The organism is Paenibacillus sp. FSL M7-0134, from assembly GCF_038007865.1.
Taxonomy (GTDB): domain Bacteria; phylum Bacillota; class Bacilli; order Paenibacillales; family Paenibacillaceae; genus Paenibacillus; species Paenibacillus polymyxa_B.
In genome coordinates this window covers 548,783-568,467 of the sequence record NZ_JBBOXV010000002.1, presented here as the reverse complement: position 1 = coordinate 568,467, position 19,685 = coordinate 548,783, and the positions used below count along the sequence as shown (strand labels likewise).

Here is a 19,685-nt window from a genome sequence, read left to right as displayed (position 1 = left end):
CATTTCACATTACCTGTGTCGATGATGAAGTATAGAACACATTTTAAGATTTATCAAGTTTAAATATTGCGGGACCCCAACCTAGACGCGCTGATGCGTTTTCAGATAAAACTCCTTGCCGTAGCTTAGTGCAAAGTTCCGAAAGTCCACTACTGCCGGGGATAAATATCTATTTTTGATGCTGGCCAGGTAGATAAAACGCTCGTATTCTGGATTTACAATAGGCAATGTTTTGACGTTAAAATAATCTAACGATGAAATTCGAGGCATAACCCCAATTCCGTAATTGACAGACACCAGCCCTGCCATTGCTGTATCCTCTTCAATCTCGCAAATAATCTGTGGCGTGACGCCCGCTTTGACAAACAAATTCTCAATAATGGGCCGAACCCCACTCTTTTTGTTGAAGAAGATCACCGGATAATCCGCTGTATCCTTGAGATCAATTTGGTCTAGAGTCGCCAGTGGATGATCAGGCGAAACAATGACAACCAGTTCCTGCTGAGCCAACGGAATAAACTCCACATCCGGTTCATTTTCCATGTGAGAGCAGAACGCCACATCATAATGTTCCTGCTTCAGCCCCTTGATAATATCGTTCGTATTCCCTTGGTGAAACGAAAAGGAGATATCTTTACGGGCATCTAGAGCTGAAAAGGCCTGAATGATCGCTGGAATGAAGTGTGAGCCTAACGTGTAAATGAACGCCAAATCTATATTTCCATGGCTTGGACTCACTAGCTCCCGTAAATTGTGTTCTCCCTTTTCTAATTCATCCATCGCGTGCTCCACATACTTCAGGAAAAATCGTCCGTATTTGTTTAACCGAATATTTCTCCCCTGCTTCTCGAACAGATGAACTCCCAAATCTTTTTCTAATTCTGAAATCGCATGACTTAAACTGGGCTGAGTAATACATAGTCGCATAGCTGCCTGGGTAAAATGCTCCATCTCAGCAAGTACACGAAAATATTGTAAGTGCTTCAGGTTCATAATTATGTAATCTCCTTCTTTAATTCATATTTTAAATTATAGACCCAAACTATGAAAAACGATAGAAATATGCATTGGATTTATAATAACACTCCTTATATAATAATGACATAGAAAGAATGTGAATAATTTCACTTATCTGTAGGCGTAATGCAATACCGCTGGACGATGCCTACCTAGGCCATTGATCTAAAATTTAAGTTGGGAGTTACACTTATGAAAAATCCTTATATCAGAATGGCAGCAGGGCTTTACATCAACTATTTTCTTCTGGGTATGATCAATGTTATTCTCTCGTCGAATATGAGCTTCCTGACCGTCCAATTGAACACGGATAAAGCAGCCATCGGCTATCTGGTGTCCGCGATTGGGATCGGTAAGCTGCTCGCTCTCGGGGTAGCCGGAAAAATGTCAGACAAATACGGAAGAAAACCACTCATTGTTATTGCATCATTTGCTTATTTAATCTTTCTGATTGGCATTCCGCTTGCACCTAACTATTCGCTGGCATTCGTGTTTGCCATTATCGCAGGGCTTTGCAACTCTATGATGGATTCAGGAACGTATCCTGCATTAATTGAAGGCTTTGGAAAAAAAGCTGGATCTGCAACTGTACTGGTCAAAGCATCCATCTCTATCGGTGCTATTGTGATTCCGTTCATGATTGCATTCTTTATTAATCACGATATGTTCTATGGATATTCCTTCTTTATTCCAGCAGGGATTTATCTGCTGAACGGTATCTTCTTATCGATGACAGCTTTCCCCAACCACAAAGCTGAGGAACAAAAGGCTCCAACCGAGGCTGCTCAATCCACAGATACTTTCCGCAGCGAGCCTAAGTTTTGGCAAGAAGGTTTATCTCTGATTATTATCGGTTTTACTTCTACTGTATTGTTCATGATCGTGCAGCTATGGCTTCCTACCTTTGGACAAGAGGCCCTGGGCATGGACAAAGCCAGTGCCATTAAACTGCTGAGCTACTATAGTATAGGTTCATTGGTTTCCGTTATTTTGTTAGCAGTGGTACTTGGTAAATTCATTAAACCGATTACTGTCATGATTGTATATCCGCTTATTGCCCTACTTTCTTTGTTGGCTTTAATTACATGGCACAATCCTGTCGCTACTTTGATCAGTTCATTCTTGATCGGCTTGTCTACCGCAGGCATATTCCAAATTGCCCTCACGGTTATGACGGAATTTTTCCGCAAGAACAAAGGCACTACGACTTCTCTCGTGAACATAGCAGCCAGTCTTTCGTTCATCCTGATGCCTTTGGCTACCGGGGGCATGTCCAAAAGTTTGGGAATTACCTCGGTATTCATTCTGGATATTGCGATTGCTGTAGTCAGTATTTTGCTGGCCGTGTTTGTTGCTTATCGATATAAAAAAGTATTTCATTAAACTACACAGATTACTTGGAGGCTTATATCATGAAAAATGCTGGACGTATTGACGGAAGAACACAACTAATCGGACTGCTTGCTACACCAATCGGACACTCTTTGTCCCCGGCTATGCATAATCTTGCGTTTGAAAAGCTGGGCCTGAATAATGCGTATATGGCCTTTGAAGTAGGAAATGAACAACTTGAAGAAGTGGTACGGGGGATGCGCGCTCTGAACATACGCGGTTATAACGTGTCTATGCCTAATAAAACAGCTATTCTACAGTATCTTGACGAGCTGGACGACAGCGCTAAATTTACAGGTGCCGTCAACACCGTCGTGAACACAGATGGTAAACTGAAAGGCTACAGTACAGATGGATCTGGTTATGTTCGTAACTTGCGTGAACACGGCATTGACCTGAAAGGCAAGAAAATGACACTTGTGGGCTCTGGCGGCGCAGCTACACCGATTGCTATTGAAGCGGCTCAAGCAGGTCTGGCTGAAATTTCAATCTTTGCCCGTAACGATCAGTTCTTTGCTCGTGCAGAAGAGAATGTCCGTATTATTAATGAAGATATGAAACACACCCAAGTTAAGGCGAATATCTATCCATTGGAAAATCAAGAACAGCTACGTGAAGAGATCCGCACAAGTCACATTCTCGCTAACGGTACAGGTGTTGGTATGAAACCACTGGAAGGCAAAAGTGTGATTGAAGATGTGTCCATGCTTCGTTCCGACCTGATCGTAACCGATGTAGTGTACAGCCCAGCTAAATCCAAGTTGATGGAACAAGCCGAATCCGTAGGTGCAACTGCCATTAACGGTCTGGGCATGATGCTGTGGCAGGGCGCACTTGCCTTCGAACTGTGGACAGGCCAAGAAATGCCAGTCGCTTATATTAAAGAACAGCTTTTTGCTGACAAGCTGTAAACATAAAGCTACTAACAAACGCATCAAGCAATGAATTCCTTCTATTATATACTCATTTATGTACTCAAAAGACTATGCTCGGCGAATGAACACTTCTGCCTGGCATAGTCTTTTTATTAATCCTTATAAGGGTCAAATTCATTAGCCCCAGCCATGCATACCCCAATGGGCTTCAGTTCATGCATAACTTCCACGGTCTCGGAATGAGCGTCCAGTACCTCGCGCAGTTTACGGTAGACGAACGGGCTTTCATCTGTACCGGCTCCGCGCAGCTCGACACTATAGTTCAGAACGGCCTCCTTCATCTGTATGTCCGTGATTTGTCCACCACTCCGTGTGCGGGTTTTCCAATTCATTTTACCAGCTGCCTGGGTACGACTCATAATACGACCTGCCCCATGAACTGTACTATAGTAGGAATCCCGATTTTCTACCGAATCTTTTCCGCGTACAATCACCGAAATATCGCCCATGCTTCCTCCAATAAAGCCCATCTGGCCAGGTGCCGAGGGAGTAGCGCCTTTACGGACCACAATGGTGTCACGCCCATCATGCTGTTCTTTCCATGCGTAATTATGGTGGTTATGCACAGTAAAGTCCGCTTCGGTCCCCATAATACCAAGCACTTGTTCTATCACATAGTCACGTCCCGCATACGCATAGCGTCCGGCAAGGCGCATCGCACGGTAGTACATATCCCCCAACTCACTGTTCATATCCAGCAGCACAGGCGGCTGATCCATATGCTCTCCCGGCGCCTTTCCGAGAAACTCTCGTCCAGCGGCCAAATTTAGAAACCCACTTGCTGTTTTGTGTCCAAAGCCCCGGCTGCCGAAATGATTGGCAATCCAGACCTGTCCTGTCGCTTCCTCGACGAATACATCAACAAAATGATTACCACTCCCTACTGTACCCAGCTGTTCTCTCGCCAAGGACTTCAGTTTGTCATGTTCTTGTTTCCCAATCGCCGCATATACTGCCCAATCCGGGTCATCGAACAGCTCATGGTCTATCTGAATTGCATTCACACGACCTACGCCAAACGAAATATGACATGCAACCTCATCCATCACGGCTGAAATACGCGGCATAATATCTGCTGCAAACAGCTTGGTTCTTACCGCCTTATTTCCGCAACCGATATCATACCCGACACCTGAAGGCGAAATTTGTCCGTCATACACCATCACACCGCCAATCGGCTGACTGTAGCCTTTATGATGATCTGCCATCAGCAGCGCTTGAATTACATTACCGTTTTCGGCACATGTACGAGCTTGAGATAATGCCCCTGGATCAGGTGCTCCCCATACGCGTACTCCATTGATTTCTTGATAAGCCATCGTCGTTTCATCCTCCTGTAAGTCACTCCATGTTTAAACTTGTAAAGTCGTTAATTGCATTATGTACGTTTTACCAGCTTCCGAACAGGGCGTAAGTATTACAAGTACAATAGTAGATATCCCCTAAGAAAATGAAAAAGGATACCCATGCAGCCAACCAGACTGTAGGATATCCTTTTATGATCATTTAGAAACTATTAAATCAATTATACTAATCTTTTTTGATGATTCCGAATTGATCCACAATAAAAGGCTTGGCATCATTTTTGTTTTGATCAATTTCATACGTTACGGCTGTAAGTTTGTTTCCGTCTATGGTGATGCCAACAAAATTCTGTACCTGTCCACGTGTTGGTCTACGATTGTCACTCGGATCTGGGCCATATACTGCCGCATGATTCTCTTCAGCTAATTCAAAGAGATTATAGTACTTATCTCCAAGTTTTTCACTTGGGTTTTTGTAGTAGACTTTGGGGCCAGCGGTTGCTGGGATGACATAGATACTTCCATCTGGATTCACACTATATTCAATCGTCTTATCATTTAATGTATCTTTTAATTTTGTTGGCGTTGTTGCTTTACCCTCTTGGTTGATTGGTTTCGTACGAGCGTAAATATGATCGTGCCCTTGCACAACAAAGTCGATATCAAGTTCGGCCATTAGTGGAGCGATTTGGTTACGAACTCCATTCTTATCCATGATGTCAGAATCTGTTGCATGATTAGAGGTAGTGTAAGGACCTTTATGAATGTTAACAATGATCCACTTTGCACCTGCCCTTTTGGCTGCCGCCGCATCTTTCTTTAACCATTCGACTTGAGCTTCAGAAAAATTGGCATATTTCTCTGAGTCCTCATTGGAGTTCAGTACGATAAAGTGAGCATTGCTGTAATCATAAGAGTAGTACGCTCCTGTTTTAGTAGCGGAACCAGAAGGTTCGTTAATATTAAAGTGATCATAAAAAGCGTAGTTCTCATCCTCGTGATTACCCGCTGAAGGAACAATGGTTGTATTCAAAAGGCTTTTTTGTGAATGCCCCAGCAGCCAGTTCCACTGCTCTTCTTTGGTACCCGTATCTACGATATCTCCGTTGTGGACTACAAACTGAGCATTACCTACAGTTTGAAGTGCTTTTTCGAGCGTCTGTGAAGACAATATGGCTTCATCTTCGCTTTTTGCTTGTGTATCAGCTAGATCAATGAAGGTAAATTCACCGCTCTTAGGAGCCGTTTGAAACGTACCTGTTTCGCTCCATATCCCGCGCGCTGCATCACCCACACGATAATAATAAGCTGTGTCCGCTTGAAGACCTGTAGCTACAGCTTTATGGACAAGCTCTTCTGCAGAATTGGTCGATGGAGAGGAAGTGCCTTCAAATGTAAGAGCACTCGTATAATCAGCTTCAGAAGCCGTTTTCTTGATTACTTGAACAGTGCTGTTCGTGAAAAGTTTTGAAGTATACCAAGTAAATCCTTTGGAGACTTTTGTGTCTCCATAAAATGTAGCTGTAACTTTACTAATCCCTTGATCTGTGTTCCCTGGTGACTCAGCATGGACAGGTAAGGCTGACATGCCAGTAATCAAACCTAGTGCAAGAGCAACAGACATAGATGTTGCTGACCACTTTTGAAACTTCTTAAACATGTGTACACTCCTCTTTGCAGTTAATATGTAAAAGTTATAACTATAATCATAACAATCAAATGTTAATACGTTGTTTTTGGAAATATAGTACTTTGTAAAAATGAGGTTATGAGTGACCTAGCGATTGAGGAGCAATGATAGCAGCTTATAAGAAAATGAAAAAGGATATCCATGCAGCCAAACAGACTGTAGGATATCCTCTTCAACTATAACACTCATATTAGACGGCTCTGCTATGCCATGTGTGGACTTGGCTTACTGTGCCGCTGAATGCGTACGCTTAAAATCTTCCTTCACCGCAACCAGTAGTGTTTCATTCACCAGTAGCTCCAAGCCTGACAAGGCTAACGCCTTGGCTCCAATCACTAAGGCTTCCTCACCCTTCTCAGAGCCAGCCGCTTCCCTGAATTCCACCGTATGAGCGATGAGATCATCCGGACCGATCTTAATGTAAGCATGTGCAGTCGGGATAACATGGCTTACATTTCCCGCATCCGTCGAACCCAGTCCGGCACGAGGGCCACGATCCAACTGTTCTCCCAGCGCTTCCAGTTCACGACCTACTACCTCATCCAGGGTATCGTTCAGAATGAAATCACGCACTTCATTTTGAAAACGTTCGATTTTCACAGTGGCTCCTGTTGCCAAAGCAGCAGCATCTGCGATATGGCGAACTTTCGTGGAAACCTCCTCTGTGCGCTGCCAAGTACTTGCCCGAATGAAAAAGCGTGCCGACGCATAGTCCGGAATGATATTGGGCGCGTCTCCTCCATGCGTAATGATGCCATGAATACGCACATCGGTCGGCAGTTGCTGACGCAAAGCATTGATACCGCTGAACAACTGCAGCACCGCATCGAGCGCATTGATTCCCTGCTCTGGTGATCCTGCGGCGTGAGCCGCTTTGCCGTAAAAATGAAAATCTAGCGGATCAACTGCCAGACTTGGTGAGGTCAGCCGGGTCACACCGGATGGATGAACCATCAGTGCAGCATCAATCCCTTCGAACAGCCCGTGCTTCACGAAGCTGCCTTTTGCACTGCCATTAGGACCGCCTTCTTCCGCTGGTGTACCGAACACATACACCTCACCTCCCGTTTCGTCGATCACCTGCGCCAAGGCGATGGCTGCTGCCGTGCTTGCGGTTCCGATAATATTGTGGCCACAAGCATGGCCCAGACCGGGCAATGCATCATATTCAGCCAAGTATCCGATTTTCGGACCTGGTCTAGCAGAAGCCTTACGCGCAACAAATCCGGTTTCGTGTCCCGCTACATTACGAGTTACCTCAAACCCCGCTTGCTCCAAAATGCCCGTCAGTGCCTGGGAAGCCTGAAATTCTTGATTGCCGATTTCGGGATTAGCATGAATAAACCGGCTCGTTTCCGTGTAAAGCTGACGAGACTCCTCAATTTCCTTAATAATCCGCTGTCTATGTGTATCGACCGTATTCGTTGTACTCATCGCAATCTCTCCTCGTTTCGAAAATAGATTAGTATGCTTCCAACCCTACTTCTGTTCAACATTCTTATTTCTTTTGCGCTTTAACATCTGCTACCAGCTTATCCAATGTGGCCTGTAGCTCTTCGGCAGACTGGTCTACCACGACGTTAGCTCCTTTGGAATCCTGTTTTACCGCCTCGGCTACATCAGCATCATGGTACAAATCCACGATCGTTTTGTAAGTCGCATTATCCTTATCCTCCGCCCGGGCAGCAAACACGTTCACATATGGCTTCGCTTCTTCGCTGCTTGCATCATCCTTGTAGATGGCTCCATCCAGCTTGAGCCCGGCATCTGTAGCAACACCGCTGTTCACAGCTGAAGCGGCTACATCAGACAAGACGCGCGGCGTCTGCTGGGCGACAACTGGGACAATCTCCAGCTTTTTAGGATTCCCTTCGATTTCATCCGTGGTCGGATACAGGCCCGCATCCTGCTTCAACTTAATCAGCCCTGCAGACTGGAGAAGTTTTAAAGCCCGTCCCTGATTGGAGGGATCATCCGGTATAGCAATTTTGGAGCCGTCAGGAATATCCGATACGTTTTTGAATTTTTCAGAGTACAGTGCCATCGGAGCGATAATCGTTGCACCAATAGGGACGATATTCACATCATTTTCTACATTAAACTGACTGAGAAAGGCCAAATGTTGAAAGGAGTTCAAATCTACCTCTTTATTGGCGAGCGCCTTATTGGGTAATGTATAATCCGAGAAACTGATCAGCTCAATTTCAATATTTTTGGCCTCTGCTTTCTTCTTGAGCACATCCCAATACGTGTCCTCAGATCCTGAAACCCCGATTTTAACATGTACTTTTTCATTTGCATTTGAGCCCGAACCGTTAGCTGAGCAAGCAGATAGAACCGCTACACTAAGAATAGCCAGTAAACCCAAGCGAAATATTTTTTTCATTTTCATTTCCCCTTTAATCGTTATGTATAATACTCTGTTCCCATTAGCGCCGTAGAAATTTACGAGACAAGTAATTCCCCGCATATTGGGCGACCTGTACAAAAAGGATCAGCAAAACAATCGTGACAATCATGACCGAAGTATCGAATCGTTGATAACCATAGGTCATTGCCAGGTTCCCAAGGCCTCCTCCGCCCACCGTACCAGCCATGGCAGAGAAATCAATCAAGGCCACGGTAATAAACGTCAACCCTAGAATCAAAGGTCCCAGCGCTTCCCGAATCAACACACCCGTGATGATCTGAAATGGAGTCGCTCCCAGTGCCTTGGCAGCTTCTATCATGCCCGGATCAATGGAGACCAGATTATTTTCCACAATTCTCGCTACAGCAAAGGCCGCTACAATAGTCATTGGGAAAATAGCCGCCGAGGTTCCAATCGTGGTTCCCATGATTAAACGCGTAAACGGGCTAATCGCCACTAAAAAAATGATAAACGGAATCGGGCGAATGATATTAATCAGCAAATTCAGAAACATAAACACAAATTTGTTTTCAAACAAGCTCCCTTTACGTGTCACATACAGTACTAAACCAATCATAAGCCCCAGAATACTGGCAAAAATCAGCGTGACAACAACCATCAAAAGCGTTTCCCCTGTAGCCTCCACTACCTTGAGCCAAAATGTATCCCAATTAACTCTCATGATCGACGACCTCCCTGACCTCCACCGTCGTTCGTAGTTCCTCCACGACCTTGTTAACTTCATTGTCTGCACCGATTAACTCGACAATTAAGCTTCCGAACAGCGCTCCCTGTAGCTCATTAATACTTCCATATACAATGTTGTAATCCAGATTATGCTTCCGTGTCGCTCTAGAAAGCACCGGTTCACTGGTCGCCCCACCCCGAAAAACAAGTCTGTACAATCGGCCAGCGTGATGCTCCCGAATCTTGCTCAGCAGTTTGGGTGAAAGCTGATCATTCAGTACAGAGCGAATAAAATTTTTCGTCGTCTTCGTCTGTGGATTGGCAAATACATCGAACACACTGCCCTGCTCAATCACCCTACCATTCTCCATCACCGCCACACGATCACAAATACTGCGAATCACATTCATTTCATGGGTAATGAGCAAGATCGTAATCTGGTACTCTTCATTTACTTTTTTCAGCAGCCTCAATATATCTTCTGTCGTTTCCGGATCGAGGGCCGAGGTCGCTTCATCACAGATGAGAATATCGGGCGAATTCGCCAGTGCTCTGGCAATGCCGACCCGTTGCTTTTGCCCTCCAGATAACTGCTCCGGATAGGAATCCGCTTTATCCTCCAATCCAACAAATTGCAGCAGTTCCTTAACACGAGCATCTATCTGTGCCTTGGGCAGTTTAGCCAGTTTTAGAGGATAAGCCAGATTCCCATATACAGTACGAGAGTTAAACAAATTAAAGGTTTGGAATACCATCCCGATCCGTCTTCTTAAATTTCTTAGTTCCTTGGGTCGTATCTGAGTAACATCCTGATCATTAACGACAATTCGTCCCTCTGAGGGGCGTTCCAGTAAATTCACAAGCCGCAGCAGCGTACTTTTACCTGCACCGCTAAAGCCAATCACGCCGAAAATTTCTCCTTTTTCAACCGATAACGAAACCTTTTCGAGTGCATTTACCTTACGATTGGGTAAGGTAAATATTTTGCTAACTTGTTCAAACTTTATCAAACTGCTTCCTCCTTACGTCTACAATGTATGTATTCCTCCATCCCATTTAAGTAATCCGGTGGATTTAATCGGATTTACACCCTAAAAAAACTCCCTAATCTTCGTTTGACCGAAAGTGGGATTATTTAACTGTATATTGCATTGTTAACACCTTAAGACAAGAAGGAGAATCTGTCAATAAAAAATGAATATAGCCTTCTGACTCCTGTCATCACAATTGCTTACACTTTTAGGGCTACAAAGCCAAATAAGGCTAACCGTATATTTGCAAAGTTTGCAAAATCGGCAGCCCTTTGTGCATTTTAATCTTGATCATTCCACTGACTAATGTGTAGAAGTATTTTTCAAATCTGCTTCATAACGAAGGCCGAATTGTTGTCTTGCCTCCTCCATCACTTCAGCGACTGTAAGTGAACACTCCAAGGAGTTAATGGAACTGTTGCGTTCACCACTCTTGATCAAATCAATAAATTCCTGAATTTCATAATACATTGGCTCACGCGTCTGAGCTTTGGTCAGATCTTCAATCGTGCCGTCCCGATAATGAATTTTCACCTCATAGGGCTGACTGATTTTGTCGATCACCATCGTTCCATTCTCACCCTGAATTTCAGCAGGCAGATAGGAATCTGTAATTTTGGAATACATGACCGTAGCATCCATATCAGGATACTTCATCACGATACTGCCCTCGCCATCGACACCAGAGGATAAAAGTACACCAACCGCCCGAACCTCCTCAGGTTTGCCGAACAAAGTCACCATAGGATACAAACAATACACTCCAAGGTCCATCAAGGAACCATTGGAAAAGGCCGGATTAAACGCATTCAATACCTTACCTTGCTTAAAAGCATCAAAGCGTGAGGAGTATTGACAGTAGCTTGCAAAATAACGCCGAACCCGGCCTATTTTATACATATGATCCTTTATTATTTTAAAGTTAGGCATAAGTGTGGATTTAACGGCCTCCATCAGCAGAACATCGTTGTTGCGCGCGGCTTCGATCATGCTCTTCACCTCTGCTGTATTAGACGCAAAAGGTTTCTCACACAACACGTGCTTTCCGTGATTCATACATAAGATCGCCTGCTCCGCATGTAAGGAATTGGGGCTGGCAATATATACGGCATCGACCTGATCACTTGCGGCCATTTGCGCCAGGTCTGTAAAAACCTCCGGCTGGCTGTTATATTTGTCAGCAAAAGCTTTGCCCTTATCCTCTGTGCGTGAGTACACCGCCGTCAGGGAAAATTCGTCCGTCTCCATCGCAGCTTGAATAAACCTCTCTGTTATCCAGTTGGTTCCAACAATACCAAAACGCATCACAGTATCCCATCCTTCCCGTGAGTCATTACAATTCATATGTACCTATTCTCGCATTCCAGCCTAAACTTGTCCACTATACCGTTAGTCATATCTCATGCTTTAACATGTTCATTCGACAAAAAAAGACTGTAGTCTATCAGCATAATTTATACTGATTGTACCACAGTCCCTGTTATTTATTTGGGGTTATATCTCTATTTTTTTGATATTACTTTTCCTACTTCTTCCAAAATGGCATCCATGGAAGCTGGGTCGTGTACATCATATTCATCAATGTTCAGACGCAGTACAGGACAGGCATCAAATTCGTTGATCCAATTGGAATATCTGCGATGCATTTGCTCCCAATAAGAACGCTCGGTCTGGATCTCCATCTCGCGACCGCGCTCCTCAATCCGACTCAGTATGGAGGGCAAGCTGCCTTCCAAATAGATCAACACATCAGGGTGCGGGAAAAACGGTGTCATCACCATCGCCTCAAACAGGCTAGTATACGTTTCATAATCGGTAGGGTTCATCGTTCCCTGATCGGCATGCATTTTCGCAAAAATGCCTGTGTCCTCATAAATAGAACGATCCTGCACAAAACCTCCACCAGACAAGAAAATATTCTTTTGTTCCTTGAAGCGTTCCGCGAGAAAATAAATTTGCAAATGAAAGCTCCATCTTTCGAAATCGTGATAAAATTTCTCCAGATAGGGATTATGATCGACCTGCTCCAAAGAGGTTTTAAAACCAAGGCGTCCGGCCAAAGCACCAGTCAGCGTGGATTTACCTACACCCACTGTACCCGCTACCGTAATCAGGGCATTCGCAGGAATGTTGTAATTATTCACTATATAAGCTCCTTTACATCGGAAACAATTTGTTTAAATTGTGCCTGGTTTTCTACAAAATCAATTTCATTCCCGTTCACGGTCAATATACGAGGGGAAGGGGACTTTTCAGCGAGAAACTGAATGCCTTTATCATAATCTATGATTAATTGCTCCAGATAGGCGGGGTCCATCTCCTGTTCAAAAGAGCGTGCACGCTTGCGAATTCTCCCCAGCAAGGTATCCAAATCTGCTTTAATATAAATGATAATGTCTGGCTTAGGCATATCATCCGTGAGCAGATGATAGATTTGACGATATTTTTCGAGCTTCACACCCTTAAGCGTACGTTCAGCAAAAATCAAATTCTTGTAGATATGATAATCAGAAATAACGGGCTGAGCTTTCTCGATATATTGCAGACCAGTATCCTCCAACTGCTTATACCGATTGCAGAGAAAGAACATTTCCAGCTGAAAACTCCACTCATCTATATTTTGATAAAATTTATCGAGAAATGGGTTCTCCTCGACAATCTCTTTGATTATCGGCAAATGTAGCTCGGTTGAAAGCATCGAAGCCAACGTCGTTTTACCTGCTCCGATTGGCCCTTCAACGGCTATAAATGGGGCTTGTTTCATGCAGTTCTGCTCCTCCTTGTACTCCAGTCCATCCTGTGGACAACTATCCTATTGTATCACAAGGTAGTACGCTAAAGGCATACCAAATCTATGGATAATACAAAAAAACAGAGCGCTACATTTTGCTTCATAGCGTCCCTGTTTCTCACTTAAACCAACCTTTTTCATTAAAACGTGTAATCGCCTCGATCCGGTTACTGACACCCAGCTTATCGAGAATGACTGAAATATAATTGCGCACCGTCCCTGTCGTTAAATACAGTTCACCAGCAATCTCTTTTGTATTCTTTCCGTCAGCAATAAGCGCCAAAACGGTCTTTTCACGCTCTGTTAGCGGGTTGACTTCGGCATAAGCATCATCGACCAGTTCTGGAGCGTAAATACGTCGACCTGCCATAATACTTCGAATGGAGGAAGCCAGCTCTTCACTGGGACTGTCCTTGAGCAGATAACCGTGTGTCCCCGCCTTGATCGCTCGTTCAAAATACCCGGGGCGAGCAAACGTAGTTAAAATCAGTACCTTGCAGTTCAAGGCTTTGAGTTCCTCAGCCGCATCCAATCCGCTCTTAATCGGCATTTCGATGTCCATAATGCATATATCCGGCTGGTGCAGCTTCACCAGTTCTATAGCTTCTTCCCCGTTGCTTGCTTTTCCGACTACTTTCATGTCCTCTTCCAAGTCTAGCAGGGAGGCTAGAGCACCCAACAGCATACGCTGGTCTTCTGCAATAACAATTCGAATCATGGCCCCACCTCCTCATTCGGCTTTTCAGGGATATTGGGCACTTTAATGACCAAGGTCGTTCCCTGATCTGAGCGCAGCTCCATACATCCGTTCACGAATTCGAGCCTTTCCTTCATTCCTTGCAGGCCATTTCCACGAAGGGTTCCATTTTCTCTCGTAGCACCGACTCCATTATCCTGAATCCGAAGAGTTAGTTCCTTACGAGACGGCTCAATAGTGATGGAGCAAGCGGTGGCTCCACTGTGCTTAACCACATTTGTCACTGCTTCCTTCATACACATACTAAGTACATTTTCATTCATTAATGATGTATGCTCCAGCTTCGGGTCGCCCTCCAAGGTCAATTCAATGTGAGCAGCCTTTAAGATCTGCCGAATACGTAACAGCTCATCCTCTAGTCGCATACCTCGCATTTGAGTAACCATTTCCCGCACCTCTTTTAACGCGCTTCTCGCCGTGAGACGAACATCGTTAATTTCAGCATGAGCACGCTCCGGGTACTGATCCATCAGTTTGCCCGCCAAATCGCTCTTCAGCCCGATGAGTGACAGCTTCTGACCTAAGGTATCGTGCAGGTCACGCGCAATTCTTTGCCGTTCCTCCAGCTTAATCAATTCCGATATTTTCTTATTGGCATCCTCTAATTGGACTTGGAGCCGATCGCTTTTGTTGCGATTAAAATTCGTAATCGGAAGGAGAATCACACCGATCAGATTGAGCAGGATAAAAGGAATCTGTTTAATAAAAACGGGATTCTGAGATACAAAACCGTAATTGATCAATCCAATCGTAATAACCATTAAAATGATATACAGCGTCGTAAATGCAGCCTTACTTTTAATATTACCGATCAGATAGGCGATAAATATGGAAAAATACATATAGCTAAACAGCAGTGTCATGGTAATCGATATGGCAATCTGTACACTGGTCCAAAAGTATATGAGCCAGCCTTTTGAGACAAAAGCCAGTACATAACATGCAAAGAATACCAAGATAATAGCAGTACCCAGAATAATATGACTTGTAGATGAAGAGCTAAAGTAGTAAAAGGGCAGGATATAAAAGACGACCCACACATAAGGACTAAGCCCTGTATTTCTTTGGAAAATCTGATACCACTTTTGCATTCTGCCACCCTCTTCTACTTCACATGACTTATATCCCTTATCTTATCATACCACTGTTTCGTCTGCTCGAAAGCACCAAAGGTAAAGCCTTTCCTGTGAACCGCAAATGAACACTTTGATTAGAAGCCGTCCATTTTGCGGGAACTGATCTCAAACTTAAGCCATTCGCTGTACACTCCACCCACTGCACCAGATCGTGCTTTGAAATGGGACTGGTCTATATTTCTGATCAGCTCGTTCATGAATTATACATACCTAACGTTATTAAATTTCTTTTCTATATCTTTAGCAAATTTTCCGCCCTCATCGGCTAAATGTTTTCTCATAAAGAATCCACCAAAACCATTTATCCATGCTGCAAAAGCCAGTAGCCGAGATGGAAAGTCCGCTCCAATCGTACAACTAAATTCGCAAGAGTTGTTATCAATAGGCGTGACCTTCATTTCCCATGGAACTCCAACGATGGCGGGTATCCATCGCCATATATATGCTTCTGTCTTGTCAGAGTAGAAACGCAAATGATCCTTTGTGTGCTCTTTTAATTGATAGTGCTGAACAATCATCTCATTCCCCATATTTTCCACATTAACCATATAGAATTCACCATCTTCAAAATAACTGCCCATTGCCTTGTGAGCTTTTGAAAATGATTCATATTCAGCTGGAGTCATCTCAGTTACCCATTTGTACAAATCCACATTTTTAGCTGCAATCTGCAATTTAAATTTCTTTGTCATTCTCATCTTCATTATCCTTCTTTCCTGTAATTTTTCTTGTGAGTTCATCGTGCCAATTCATAATCATTTGAAAATATTCTTTGCCAAACATCAACGTCGCGTGCTCATATACGCCCATCTCATGAACGTGCTTCTCTTCTATCAAGGCAAGCTTGTTATATTCACTGGCGACAGTAGTTTGAAAGCTGGCAATCAAACGAACAACCTCAATGTCGTCAAGATATTTATAGAAGAAAAGCTTACTCAAATACTCATAATTAAAAGGGGAAAAAGTACATGGTGTTTTTAACCATTCTATAAATTCACTCTTCCCTTTTTCCGTAATACCATATGATTTTTTGAATCTGCCTTCCTCTACCACTTCTTCATACTTGATAAGCTCCCCCTTTTCCATTTTTTTCAGCATAGGATATATGCTTCCGAAGCTGGCATCAATAAAGTTGGAAGTGCTTATCGTCATCTTCTGCTTGATTTCATATCCTGTCATATCCTTTTCGCAGAGGAACCCAAGTATTACATAAATCAACATAAAATCTATTCCTTCTTTCCTGGCATAGTGAATTATCCTTCTGAAATCAAAGGGAACTTATCTCTGTTTACATGTAGCTAATTTATATATATATAATCGAGATATATCGTTTCGATATATAGAATGTAAAGGTTGACAATCGATTTGTCAATAGCGCTTGCTAAAACAAAGAATGAAAGTACTGCATTTTCAATATAAACAAAAAAATCTAAAAGGATGTTATCCCTTTAGATTTCTAAAAGTAAACTGCAATTTTTCAACATCTCTTCAGAAGAGTTTTGTACAAAGTTATTTTCTTTCTGTGCTTACAACAGGTGTAGGGATGGGTTTCGTAACTGCAACACGTTTGCTGAGGAGCGGCCTCACTTGTTTAAAGGTCAAAAAGGTTTTCGTATTTTCATCCCAAAGTCGGAACTTCAAAGATTGCAGACTGCTACTTACTGTGATCGTGGTCGCCTTTTGAAGTAACGGTGTCGCTTCATGTGCTTTCTCCAAATTGTAATTTGGCACTTTAGGACTCAAGTGATGAACGTGATGAAATCCGATATTGCCCGTAATCCATTGCAATACTTTAGGAAGCTTGTAGTAAGAACTGCCTTCTACGGCCGCATTAATATAGCTCCACTCTTCATCGTGCTCAAAATACGAATCCTCAAATTGGTGTTGTACATAGAACAGCCAGATTCCCAACATACCAGATACAAAAAAGATAGGTGCCTGTACGAGAAGGAAGGCCTGCCATCCAATAGCCCATGACAACAGTGCGTACAATACAACGATGGATATATTCGTCACATAGGTGTTCATTTTTTCCTTGCGTTTGGCTGTCTTGATATTAAACCGATAGGAAATCAAAAAAGTATAGATCGGACCTAGTCCAAACATAACCCAAGGATTTCGATATATGTGATAGGCCAGCCGTGTCCATGTGGAAGCCTCTGTGTACTCTTCTACCGTAAGCACCCACATGTCACCTGTGCCTCTTTTATCCAGATTACTGCTGGTTGCATGGTGGATTGCGTGACTATTTTTCCATTGGTGATAAGGACAGAGCGTAATAATACCTGTAATCGTTCCCACAATGTCGTTCAGCTTGCGGCTTTTGAAGAAGGATTGATGACCACAATCATGAAAAATAATAAATGTCCGTACCACAAACCCCGATGCAACAATGGCAATTGGAAGTGTCAGCCAGTACGAAACCGACAGACTAAGATAAGCAGCATACCACAATAGGATCAGTGGACCCAAGGTATTGATGAGTTGCAGAACGCTGGATTTTGTGTTTATTTTCTCGTAGGGAGCCATATTTTTTTTCAATTGGGCTAATGGGAGTTGTGTCATACTCATTATGATCCTCCTTTAAAATGACGCCTATACCTTGATCCTGTTAGGCGTACATGTTGATCTAATCTCAGTATAAGGTAAAGCCTCTAGGCGCTGTAGTCATAAACGTCAGCTCGGGTATATGACATTTGTCATATAGACAAGTAACACAACCCGTTTTCCAAATGTTCGCGGGTTTCTTTTCTGATGATTATTTGTTAAAATATAAGGTATAATAACGCTGTATGTGACTGGCGAAGTCAGTGGAATGAACCACGAGGGAGCATACAAAAAAAGCGTACCGTTCGCCTGGGAGAAGTATTTGCAGAGGATTCGTCTGTCTTGACGACCTTGTGCAAATACTTTTTTTTCGTTTTAAGACCATGACACCCTGTTGATAAATCATGCGATAAATTCAGAGGAGGCTCGGACTATGGCTATAATCATGAAATCCAAAGAAGCAGCAGAGCAAGTATATGCAACGATCCGTTCACAGGTAGAAAAAATGAAGCAGCAAGGACACCGTCCCCATCTGGCGACCCTATTGGTAGAAGGCGATCCGGCATCTGCATACTATGCCCGGACCAAGCAAAAAATAGCGGAGAAGCTGGGCATCTCATTTCATCTCCATACTTTTGATCGTCATGTTAGCGAAGCCGAGCTACTGCACCTGATCGGCAGTCTGAACGATGCATCCCATGTACATGGCATTATGCTGGAACTGCCGCTTCCCCAACATCTTTCTGCCTCCGTTATTAAACAATCCATCGCCCCCTACAAGGATATTGATGGAATAACACCTGATAACAAGCTGGCTACCGTAACAGGTGACGCCGGACTATATCCCGCAACACCTCAAGCCTGTATCGAGCTGCTCAAGCATTACGGTCACACCTTGGCAGGCAAAAATGTCACGCTCGTGGGCATCGGGCAGACAGTGGGACTTCCCCTTTTCCACATGTTGCAAAGAGAAAATGCCACCGTTACCGCCTGTCATGCAGGTACGCGTGATATTGCAGAGCATCTGAGCCATGCAGACATTGCCTTCGTCGCAGTCGGATGCCCTGATGTGATTACGCAGGATATGGTCCATCCCGGTCTGATTCTCGTGGATGCAGGAATTAACGAGACACTGGAAGGAAAAATCGTGGGTGACGCTGCTTCAAACGTGGGTGAAAAGGTACATGCCATTTCTCCGGTTCCCGGCGGTGTTGGCACCTTAACGACTGCGATTTTGTACAAAAATCTGCTCAAAGCGATACATCTGCAACACTACTCCAGAGAGGTGGTCTATTCATGAGTGAACTGTCTTGGAACAATTCCATCGGACATTTTCTGAAAGAGACTGCAAGTGCAGCGCCTACCCCCGGCGGAGGAAGTGTATCCGCACTAGCTGCGGCACTAGGCGCGGCTATGACCTCCATGACCGCCAACCTTTCACAAGGAGAAAAATATGCGCACATCCATGAAAAAATCACGGACGTCATTAGCAGCATGGGAAGATTGTCTACACATTGTGAGGAACTAATGGTCGCAGACATCCAATCCTTTGAACAGTACATGACCGCGCTGCGTTTGCCCAAGGAAACAGACGAAGAAAAGCGCTATCGTACCCATTCCCTACAGACAGCGGTGATCGCTGCCATTGAGGTACCCATGCGCCTGCTGGAAGTATGCCGGGACGGATTGTCGCAAGCCTACAACATTGTGGAAATGTCCAATAAAAATGTGATTTCAGATCTTGGCATCGGCGCGATCCTGTTCGAAGCAGCAGCTCAATCTGCCCTGCTTACCGTCGACATTAACCTTGCTTCGCTGAAAGACTTGGATGTCAAATACTCCTATGAAACCAAGACAGCCGCACTCATCCGTGAAATCGGACAAATCAAAGAACAAACCTTGTTGATGGTACGCAGTCGAATAGCGAATTAGTCTGCTCATAACCGTGTTTAACCTGTTCTAACCAACATATTTCTGCTTACTCGTTA

20 protein-coding genes and 1 riboswitch are annotated in these 19,685 nt (G+C 43.9%); of the genes, 4 read left to right on the top strand and 16 right to left on the bottom strand.

What is annotated here, in order from left to right:
* Positions 1 to 81: 81 nt before the first annotated feature.
* On the bottom strand, positions 82 to 993 hold the full coding sequence (locus NSQ58_RS18330) for a LysR family transcriptional regulator (protein ID WP_023987140.1): 912 nt from the start codon (positions 991 to 993) through the stop codon (positions 82 to 84).
* A gap of 216 nt (positions 994 to 1,209) precedes the next feature.
* Here NSQ58_RS18330 and NSQ58_RS18325 point away from each other — a divergent pair, with 216 nt between their 5' ends.
* Positions 1,210 to 2,400, top strand: coding sequence for an MFS transporter (locus tag NSQ58_RS18325; protein WP_076160067.1), 1,191 nt, complete (start codon positions 1,210 to 1,212; stop codon positions 2,398 to 2,400).
* A gap of 29 nt (positions 2,401 to 2,429) precedes the next feature.
* Positions 2,430 to 3,320: a shikimate dehydrogenase gene (locus NSQ58_RS18320; RefSeq protein WP_023987138.1), complete on the top strand. Its 891-nt coding sequence runs from the start codon at positions 2,430 to 2,432 to the stop codon at positions 3,318 to 3,320.
* A 116-nt stretch (positions 3,321 to 3,436) separates the two neighbouring features.
* On the opposite strand, the gene NSQ58_RS18315 is transcribed toward NSQ58_RS18320, so the two are convergent.
* From NSQ58_RS18315 to NSQ58_RS18245, 15 genes are all read right to left on the bottom strand, one after another.
* Positions 3,437 to 4,663 (bottom strand): RtcB family protein, encoded by a 1,227-nt coding sequence (locus tag NSQ58_RS18315; protein ID WP_341057977.1) that lies wholly within the window; start codon positions 4,661 to 4,663, stop codon positions 3,437 to 3,439.
* Positions 4,664 to 4,874: 211 nt separating this feature from the next.
* Positions 4,875 to 6,308: a purple acid phosphatase family protein gene (locus NSQ58_RS18310; protein WP_023987136.1), complete on the bottom strand. Its 1,434-nt coding sequence runs from the start codon at positions 6,306 to 6,308 to the stop codon at positions 4,875 to 4,877.
* Between the two features lie 255 nt (positions 6,309 to 6,563).
* The gene (locus tag NSQ58_RS18305) at positions 6,564 to 7,772 is read right to left on the bottom strand and encodes a M20 family metallopeptidase (RefSeq protein WP_023987135.1); all 1,209 of its coding nucleotides are present in this window, start codon (positions 7,770 to 7,772) and stop codon (positions 6,564 to 6,566) included.
* A 64-nt stretch (positions 7,773 to 7,836) separates the two neighbouring features.
* A complete protein-coding gene (locus NSQ58_RS18300; RefSeq protein WP_023987134.1) occupies positions 7,837 to 8,724 on the bottom strand; it encodes a MetQ/NlpA family ABC transporter substrate-binding protein in 888 nt (295 codons plus the stop codon).
* A gap of 43 nt (positions 8,725 to 8,767) precedes the next feature.
* Positions 8,768 to 9,430: a methionine ABC transporter permease gene (locus NSQ58_RS18295; RefSeq protein ID WP_023987133.1), complete on the bottom strand. Its 663-nt coding sequence runs from the start codon at positions 9,428 to 9,430 to the stop codon at positions 8,768 to 8,770.
* Entirely contained in the window at positions 9,420 to 10,445 is a 1,026-nt protein-coding gene (locus tag NSQ58_RS18290; protein ID WP_023987132.1) for a methionine ABC transporter ATP-binding protein, read from the bottom strand. Before NSQ58_RS18290 ends, NSQ58_RS18295 begins: the two co-directional genes overlap by 11 nt.
* Before the next feature lie 324 nt (positions 10,446 to 10,769).
* Positions 10,770 to 11,771 (bottom strand): Gfo/Idh/MocA family protein, encoded by a 1,002-nt coding sequence (locus NSQ58_RS18285; protein ID WP_028542036.1) that lies wholly within the window; start codon positions 11,769 to 11,771, stop codon positions 10,770 to 10,772.
* A 197-nt stretch (positions 11,772 to 11,968) separates the two neighbouring features.
* Positions 11,969 to 12,610: a deoxynucleoside kinase gene (locus NSQ58_RS18280; protein WP_013308920.1), complete on the bottom strand. Its 642-nt coding sequence runs from the start codon at positions 12,608 to 12,610 to the stop codon at positions 11,969 to 11,971.
* Positions 12,610 to 13,230, bottom strand: a complete 621-nt coding sequence (locus NSQ58_RS18275; RefSeq protein WP_341057976.1) for a deoxynucleoside kinase — start codon at positions 13,228 to 13,230, stop codon at positions 12,610 to 12,612. The genes NSQ58_RS18280 and NSQ58_RS18275 overlap by 1 nt, the downstream gene beginning before the upstream one ends.
* A gap of 145 nt (positions 13,231 to 13,375) precedes the next feature.
* Entirely contained in the window at positions 13,376 to 13,975 is a 600-nt protein-coding gene (locus tag NSQ58_RS18270; protein WP_013308918.1) for a response regulator transcription factor, read from the bottom strand.
* Entirely contained in the window at positions 13,972 to 15,105 is a 1,134-nt protein-coding gene (locus NSQ58_RS18265; protein ID WP_023987129.1) for a sensor histidine kinase, read from the bottom strand. Before NSQ58_RS18265 ends, NSQ58_RS18270 begins: the two co-directional genes overlap by 4 nt.
* Positions 15,106 to 15,224: 119 nt before the next feature.
* Positions 15,225 to 15,347, bottom strand: coding sequence for a hypothetical protein (locus tag NSQ58_RS18260; protein ID WP_256026584.1), 123 nt, complete (start codon positions 15,345 to 15,347; stop codon positions 15,225 to 15,227).
* A gap of 3 nt (positions 15,348 to 15,350) precedes the next feature.
* Positions 15,351 to 15,848 (bottom strand): hypothetical protein, encoded by a 498-nt coding sequence (locus NSQ58_RS18255; RefSeq protein ID WP_076295784.1) that lies wholly within the window; start codon positions 15,846 to 15,848, stop codon positions 15,351 to 15,353.
* Positions 15,826 to 16,371 (bottom strand): PadR family transcriptional regulator, encoded by a 546-nt coding sequence (locus NSQ58_RS18250; protein ID WP_341057975.1) that lies wholly within the window; start codon positions 16,369 to 16,371, stop codon positions 15,826 to 15,828. The genes NSQ58_RS18255 and NSQ58_RS18250 overlap by 23 nt, the downstream gene beginning before the upstream one ends.
* Positions 16,372 to 16,659: 288 nt before the next feature.
* A complete protein-coding gene (locus NSQ58_RS18245) occupies positions 16,660 to 17,721 on the bottom strand; it encodes a fatty acid desaturase (protein WP_341057974.1) in 1,062 nt (353 codons plus the stop codon).
* A gap of 213 nt (positions 17,722 to 17,934) precedes the next feature.
* Positions 17,935 to 18,019, top strand: a riboswitch (ZMP/ZTP riboswitch).
* Positions 18,020 to 18,130: 111 nt separating this feature from the next.
* On the opposite strand from NSQ58_RS18245, the gene NSQ58_RS18240 reads away from it, so the two are divergent.
* Together NSQ58_RS18240 and NSQ58_RS18235 are read left to right on the top strand one after the other, a co-directional pair.
* Complete coding sequence (locus tag NSQ58_RS18240; RefSeq protein WP_023987125.1) at positions 18,131 to 18,997, top strand: bifunctional 5,10-methylenetetrahydrofolate dehydrogenase/5,10-methenyltetrahydrofolate cyclohydrolase; 867 nt, start codon at positions 18,131 to 18,133, stop codon at positions 18,995 to 18,997.
* The gene (locus NSQ58_RS18235; protein WP_053324688.1) at positions 18,994 to 19,629 is read left to right on the top strand and encodes a cyclodeaminase/cyclohydrolase family protein; all 636 of its coding nucleotides are present in this window, start codon (positions 18,994 to 18,996) and stop codon (positions 19,627 to 19,629) included. Before NSQ58_RS18240 ends, NSQ58_RS18235 begins: the two co-directional genes overlap by 4 nt.
* Positions 19,630 to 19,685: the final 56 nt, after the last annotated feature.

Excerpts from the sequence above, each read along its gene's own strand:
- NSQ58_RS18330 (WP_023987140.1), bottom strand. The coding sequence starts at position 993 with ATGAACCTGAAGCACTTACAATATTTTCGTGTACTTGCTGAGATGGAG.
- NSQ58_RS18325 (WP_076160067.1), top strand. The coding sequence starts at position 1,210 with ATGAAAAATCCTTATATCAGAATGGCAGCAGGGCTTTACATCAACTAT.
- NSQ58_RS18320 (WP_023987138.1), top strand. The coding sequence starts at position 2,430 with ATGAAAAATGCTGGACGTATTGACGGAAGAACACAACTAATCGGACTG.
- NSQ58_RS18315 (WP_341057977.1), bottom strand. The coding sequence starts at position 4,663 with ATGGCTTATCAAGAAATCAATGGAGTACGCGTATGGGGAGCACCTGAT.
- NSQ58_RS18310 (WP_023987136.1), bottom strand. The coding sequence starts at position 6,308 with ATGTTTAAGAAGTTTCAAAAGTGGTCAGCAACATCTATGTCTGTTGCT.
- NSQ58_RS18305 (WP_023987135.1), bottom strand. The coding sequence starts at position 7,772 with ATGAGTACAACGAATACGGTCGATACACATAGACAGCGGATTATTAAG.
- NSQ58_RS18300 (WP_023987134.1), bottom strand. The coding sequence starts at position 8,724 with ATGAAAAAAATATTTCGCTTGGGTTTACTGGCTATTCTTAGTGTAGCG.
- NSQ58_RS18295 (WP_023987133.1), bottom strand. The coding sequence starts at position 9,430 with ATGAGAGTTAATTGGGATACATTTTGGCTCAAGGTAGTGGAGGCTACA.
- NSQ58_RS18285 (WP_028542036.1), bottom strand. The coding sequence starts at position 11,771 with ATGCGTTTTGGTATTGTTGGAACCAACTGGATAACAGAGAGGTTTATT.
- NSQ58_RS18275 (WP_341057976.1), bottom strand. The coding sequence starts at position 13,230 with ATGAAACAAGCCCCATTTATAGCCGTTGAAGGGCCAATCGGAGCAGGT.
- NSQ58_RS18270 (WP_013308918.1), bottom strand. The coding sequence starts at position 13,975 with ATGATTCGAATTGTTATTGCAGAAGACCAGCGTATGCTGTTGGGTGCT.
- NSQ58_RS18265 (WP_023987129.1), bottom strand. The coding sequence starts at position 15,105 with ATGCAAAAGTGGTATCAGATTTTCCAAAGAAATACAGGGCTTAGTCCT.
- NSQ58_RS18260 (WP_256026584.1), bottom strand. The coding sequence starts at position 15,347 with ATGAACGAGCTGATCAGAAATATAGACCAGTCCCATTTCAAAGCACGA.
- NSQ58_RS18255 (WP_076295784.1), bottom strand. The coding sequence starts at position 15,848 with ATGAGAATGACAAAGAAATTTAAATTGCAGATTGCAGCTAAAAATGTG.
- NSQ58_RS18250 (WP_341057975.1), bottom strand. The coding sequence starts at position 16,371 with ATGTTGATTTATGTAATACTTGGGTTCCTCTGCGAAAAGGATATGACA.
- NSQ58_RS18245 (WP_341057974.1), bottom strand. The coding sequence starts at position 17,721 with ATGAGTATGACACAACTCCCATTAGCCCAATTGAAAAAAAATATGGCT.
- NSQ58_RS18240 (WP_023987125.1), top strand. The coding sequence starts at position 18,131 with ATGGCTATAATCATGAAATCCAAAGAAGCAGCAGAGCAAGTATATGCA.
- NSQ58_RS18235 (WP_053324688.1), top strand. The coding sequence starts at position 18,994 with ATGAGTGAACTGTCTTGGAACAATTCCATCGGACATTTTCTGAAAGAG.